The sequence below is a fragment of the Trinickia sp. genome (genome assembly GCF_051961175.1).
GTDB lineage: Bacteria > Pseudomonadota > Gammaproteobacteria > Burkholderiales > Burkholderiaceae > Trinickia.
The window spans coordinates 1-4687 of the sequence record NZ_JBQCDN010000411.1; the positions used below are offsets into that span (position 1 = coordinate 1).

At 57.5% G+C, this 4687-nt stretch carries 3 protein-coding genes and 1 pseudogene; 2 read left to right on the forward strand and 2 right to left on the reverse strand.

Annotated elements, in window-relative coordinates:
• Positions 1-559: pseudogene (locus ACTHL0_RS23300) on the forward strand (glycosyl transferase); the annotation flags it as partial.
• Between the two features lie 266 nt (positions 560-825).
• Here the strand turns inward: ACTHL0_RS23300 and ACTHL0_RS23305 are convergent.
• Together ACTHL0_RS23305 and ACTHL0_RS23310 are read right to left on the reverse strand one after the other, a co-directional pair.
• Positions 826-2403 carry a hypothetical protein gene (locus ACTHL0_RS23305; protein WP_440569333.1) on the reverse strand — a complete coding sequence of 526 codons (1578 nt, stop codon included), beginning with the start codon at positions 2401-2403 and terminating at the stop codon, positions 826-828.
• Positions 2404-2631: 228 nt separating this feature from the next.
• Positions 2632-2919, reverse strand: coding sequence for a hypothetical protein (locus tag ACTHL0_RS23310; RefSeq protein WP_440569334.1), 288 nt, complete (start codon positions 2917-2919; stop codon positions 2632-2634).
• Positions 2920-3297: 378 nt separating this feature from the next.
• On the opposite strand from ACTHL0_RS23310, the gene ACTHL0_RS23315 reads away from it, so the two are divergent.
• Positions 3298-4687 (forward strand): hypothetical protein (locus ACTHL0_RS23315; protein WP_440569335.1); only part of this gene is annotated, 1390 nt, incomplete at its 3' end.

The window sequence follows — 4687 nt, forward strand, 5'->3', positions numbered from 1 at the left end:
ACATCGTTTCGGCAACGTCATGTTGACGAGCTGCGCGGCCGCAATTTTCGGCCGGGCGTTCAACGATATGCTCTCCGGCTACCGCGTGTTTTCCCGCCGCTTCGTCAAATCATTCCCCGCCCATGCGAAGGGCTTCGAAACCGAGACCGAATTAGCTGTTCACGCCCTCGAGCTGCGCATGCCCGTTGCCGAGGTCGAGACCCGCTACGGTAGCCGTCCAGATGGCTCGCATAGCAAGCTCAACACTTATCGAGACGGGCTCCGCATCCTCTTAACGATCATCCGCCTGTTCAAACTCGAGCGCCCGCTCATGTTCTTTACGCTGTGCTTTGCGATCAGTCTGCTTGCGTCGATCGGGCTCGCAGTCCCGCTGCTCGACACCTACATCCAGACCGGACTCGTGCCGCGATTGCCGACAGCCTTGCTCTGTGTGGCGCTCGCCTTGCTTGGATTCCTCTTCTTGACGTGCGGCCTGGTGTTGGACACTGTGACGAAAGGCCGACTCGAGGCGAAACGTTTCGCGTACCTCGGATTTCCTGCCCCACGGCGAGAAGCGTGACGGCGTAATGCGGGCGGTTGCCACGATTCTTGCCGCCGTTCGCAGCCGCAGCAACCAATCCAAGCACGATCATGAATCTAAGTACTGCGGTGGGTGATTTACATCGGCGCTAACAAACAGCAATCTATTTAAGCGCTGTGGGTGCATTCGCGTACTTGCTCGCGCATGGATCACCTTATGACTTCCTGCGAGAACTCACCAGCAAGCCGGCAGGATACTCGTTCTACGCCGTTCCCTTTTTCATCCTTGGCGCGTCGCTCTACCGGCTATCTCCCCGTCACGCTATCGGAGTTGACACACCAGACACGGTCAATCTTGATATAGGGAGCCGATTCCGCTGACGACGTCTTGAGGGTCCCGCCGAAGCGCTCCGCGCACCAAACATTCAGCCGCTCCATGTTCGGCTTGTCCGCAACGATCAAGATACCCGCCTTAGATCGGATACGGTTTACAAATCCTTGGCCACGCTTCTCTTCAAAGAAAGCGACAGAAAACGGAGCGTAGGTGAACACGCCGAAAGGCATCACATTCATCGTGCGAACCTGCGCGTCGTTGGCGAGAGGAGGGAATATCGATTCGAACGGCAAGCCTGCTCCCCAGGCAACGACTACCTCTCGGGGAAATCGGGCAACCGCGGCTTCGTTCGTAGCCACCGTGTGCGCTGCATCGATCGCCATGGGATACAGCACGCGAGCCAACGATATTACGGCGATCAGGACGGTGACTCTTTTCATCCATTCGCGCGCCGCTCGCCTCGGCCGATCGAACTCGGATAGTTTGAACGTGGACAACGCAAAAAGGAGAGCAACGACCGGCCACTCAACCCGCACCAACGCACCACGGCCCATGAAGCCCGTGCCGAATAGCGTTGCGAGGAACAGAATCCAAGCACAACCGATCGGCCAATTCGGAGCGAGCAAGAAAAACACTGCCGCCGCCGCAAGAATCGGCAAGATTTGGGGATCCCACAGCAATTTCATCGCGTCCAAACCGGACGACAGGTCGCCTGTCGCCCCCCAACGGGCCCCGAGTGCCGTCAGCATCTCTTTCAGAACAACTGGGTTGGCAATGTGATGATCGACAAAGAAGAAATTGCGAACGAGTTCGATATCGTTCTTCGTGTAGCCGAAGCGCCCGAGAATGTCGGGCCGCTGCAGTAACTTCTGGTCCATATTGAAGTCAGTTATCGGGGCTCGCGCCGCGTTCAGCGACTCGTAGTACTGCCAGTCCGGGCCCTGATAACTGAGGTGGTTGTATACACCCGCCCCCACAACGGCCATAGCAAGAACTGCAGCGGATAGCACCGCGAGCCGCGAACGATAGAAGCGCGTCGCAATAAGAACGGGAGCAGCAACACCCGCCACTAGCGCGAACTCTTCGGCGCGAACCAGAAATCCGCAAAATGCAAGCAATATGCCGATCACCGGCAACAAAGACTTCTCCCCTTTCCTCACCATCAAAACGGCCAAAACAGCAGCCGTTGTTAACAAGCCCGAGTTGACTGTAAATTGCGGAAACAGCACCGCTCTCACGAAAAGCAGGCTACTGATCGTCGTTGCCCACAGCACGCCTGAACCCCATCGCCACATGCAATACAGCACGACAGCCCATGCAACGAAAAGCGATGCCATCGAAGCAATCGAATAGCCCAGCACGCCGCCGACCGACGGCAGCGACCTGACGAGATAGCCCCAGAGGACGTTCGAAAAAATAAGATTGGGCGATGCCGTCTTAGCGATGCCGTACCCATGGGCCACCATCGACATGGCTATATCGTCGTTCGTTTCCCAGAGCGGCACAAAGAAATAACAGAGTGCACCCAGCAGCACTGCCGCAATGAGCATCGAGGCGCCAGCCCCTATTCCCCAATGACACCGCACACCGTCCGGCTGCCCGGTGCGGGACAGCGGATCAGCTTCGCACGTTCTATCCATATCCAGAGGAGAAGGGAAAACACAGGGGGACACGATACGCACGGCTAGCGACACGCTGAAAGCAGTGGCCGACCAACCGTTGAATCGCACGGTGCCAAGACGCCCGCGAGGGTGCCCTGGTCGACCGGTTACACAGCCTCAAGCAAGAATTTCGTAAAAGTTCGTGAACGCTGCCAAACGTCCCGTCGCTGCATGAATGTCAGGCAATACGTCGAGGTCGACGCAATCAACACCGTGTCGTTGAGACCGCTGCGGGTTCATTGCGATGGACGGCAGGATTGCCAGGTATTCTGCGCGAGCCTCATCAACGCAGCGCCCAAACGCTTCGCCTTGCAAGATGAAGTACCCATCGCAGGCTAGACCTTGCCTGATTTCGGTTTCCCGCTTGGCGAAAATATCGTCTGCTAGTTTGTGAGGTTCGTTCATTGCGGCAACGCTGCTGCGTAAGCAAAATATTGCCGAGATAATAGCACGCGTGTCTGCGCGGATCCCCTCCGGCGAGCCCTCCCGCCACCGCCCCCCAAGCGATCGGACACATGCCCCGTGCGCTAGAACACGTGGGAACGTCAGAGCAGCTGAGCATGGGGGCCAGCGTGTAAAATCTCCGCCTTGCATCCCGCCCCTCAGGCCTCCAAGGCCAGAAGCCGATCACTATCGCTTTGCCCAAGTCAACACGAACAGAGGAAATCAGTGCGTCAGAACATTGCGGCAACTCGTCGAAACGAATCGAGGAGCAAACGGGCGAGCAAGCGATCACTAGGCCAAAGTCCGCATCCCAATGCCGCGAGCACCCGGATCTGCTGGGTGATGGCAATCGTGGCGTTTTGCTATCTGGCGTGGCAACTCGTCGGCATCCGCTACGAGAATCACGACGACATCTACTTCCATATCTTCGCGTGGCTGTCTTCGGGTGATTATCTTGGCTTCGCGTCTCGCGTGGCACGTTTTCAAGCTCGAGGCCAGGCATTCATCAACATGCCGCTTATCCTCTGGGCAGATAAACTCAGCGATTCCGCCTGGTACGACGTCGTCAACCTGAGTTCGTTCGCGCTGGTATATGCCAGCTTGATTGTGTTCCTACGACGCATTGGCTCGATCTCCGCCGCACTCGGGCTGGCAAGCGCAACGCTACTGCTCTTCCCGCTTCACTATTTCTTCACTTTTCCCCAGGGCTACCCGCTCATTTACAGCTGGGGGCTGGCCGCGGGACTCCTTTCCCCGGCGCTGCTCGCTTCACACATCGACAACCCGTCGCCCTATAAGCGTTGGATATCCGTCGCTCTGTTTCTCTGCTCGCTGTGGGGGCCAGAGTATAACTTTGTCCTCCACGCTGCGTTGCTTGTAGTCATCGTCGTCCACCGCGGAGTTCGGTCATTCCGGGCTATGTGGACACGCGCGTGGCCCTACGCGATCGGATCAATCCTGACATTCGGGGTCTATCTAGCGTATTCGTTGAGCGCACGGACCGCAGGCGGAAACGGAGACAGCCGCGTATCCGTTGGGCTCCATCCCCTAACATGGCTTGAGACGATGCTAACGCTACAGGGCAAAGCGTTTCTGCCATCAGCGCTGGCGATCGGGCTGAACCTTTCGTCCGCTCCGGCGCAAGGAACACCGACAGTCGATAGCCCCCTCACATACGCCGGCCTATGGCACAGCGCACATGATCACCTCTCGCTCGTGGCCGTATTCCTGGCAGCAAGCTGGGCTTTCTTCGTGCTTCTCAAACGCCAGGCAACAACGCCAAAAGCGTGCGTTTATTACGCGGCCGCATCGCTGCTGATCGCGGCGATTCCGGCTGGAATCGTGTCTATATCGTCGCTATACCAGACGAACGTCCTGAAGGGTTATCTCCAAGGACACCTAGTCACGTTTTATAGTCAGCTAGGGCTTTCCGGTGTGCTCTTCTCGCTATGCATGCTGGCCTGCGCCGCCACCCCGGATCGGCTTCGCTCAGCCATCCGAGCGACATGCGTCATCTTGCTGGCGAGCGCAGCGACACTTACCTTCGCCTATAACAATCTCAATCGACAGTTGATGATGGCAAACGCTCAAAAGTGGGCAGCGATGAGTGAACTCGTCGATTTCGCCTATTCTTCAGGAGCGAATCTCACTGGAAAAACGATCGCTGCCCCGGCATTCTGGACATCCGCCGGCGTAAGCAACATCACGGCAGCCGATGCGCTGCAAGTAT